This window comes from Variovorax sp. H27-G14 (genome assembly GCF_046156345.1).
Classification (GTDB): domain Bacteria; phylum Pseudomonadota; class Gammaproteobacteria; order Burkholderiales; family Burkholderiaceae_C; genus Variovorax.
In genome coordinates, this window is the sequence record NZ_JAYLVN010000061.1 from 1 (window position 1) to 723 (window position 723).

At 60.9% G+C, this 723-nt stretch carries 2 protein-coding genes; one reads left to right on the plus strand and one right to left on the minus strand.

The genetic code is table 11. The features are described 5' to 3' along the window. Positions 1–313 (minus strand): Hsp70 family protein (locus tag VLK31_RS36215; protein ID WP_409173323.1); only part of this gene is annotated, 313 nt, incomplete at its 3' end. A 191-nt stretch (positions 314–504) separates the two neighbouring features. Here VLK31_RS36215 and VLK31_RS36220 point away from each other — a divergent pair. Beyond that, positions 505–723: hypothetical protein (locus tag VLK31_RS36220; RefSeq protein ID WP_409173324.1), on the plus strand; the 219-nt coding region annotated here is incomplete at its 3' end.

A 723-nucleotide genomic window follows, 5' to 3' on the forward strand; every position in this document is an offset into this window, starting at 1 on the left:
CTTCCACCCATGCGTCGCCGTTGTCGGCCTTGGCAATGGTGTAAGGCATCAGGTCGATGTCTTTCTGCACTTCCTTTTCATCGAACTTTCGCCCGATCAGGCGCTTCACTGCGTAGATCGTGTTCCTAGGATTCGTCACGGCCTGGCGCTTGGCCGGGGCACCGACGAGCACCTCACCGTCTTCCTGGTACGCGACGATCGACGGCGTCGTGCGCGCACCTTCGGAGTTCTCGATCACGCGCATGGTGTTGCCGTCCATGACGGCCACGCATGAATTGGTGGTGCCGAGGTCGATGCCGATGATTCTGGCCATGGTCTTTGGACTCCTGAAGAAGAGTCTCGGTTTTAGGCCCGTGCCTTTCGCGCGTCCGTGCGCCAGCGAACAGCGCGTCAGCGGGGTGCGGGCCTAAGCTGCAAAACAAATCCTGGGTGCTGTGGTCATCCGGCCCGCCCCCCTCTGCATCACGGTCAACGCAGCACGATCCTTTCGGTACAGGGCTCCCCATGAAGCACTTGCAAACGGCTCTGGCAGCCATCGCCCTTTCGATGGTTGCGGCAAGTTGCGCCTCCACAGAAAACGCGCTCTACATGGGCCATGGCAAGAATTCGAAAGAAAGCCGCTTGGCGGCAGCGAACAGGCGCGAGGAACTGGACAACAGCTACCGTGAGTCACTGACCCGTGTGTTCAACGCCGCGTGCGGCAGCAGCGAGTTGGTTGGCGCG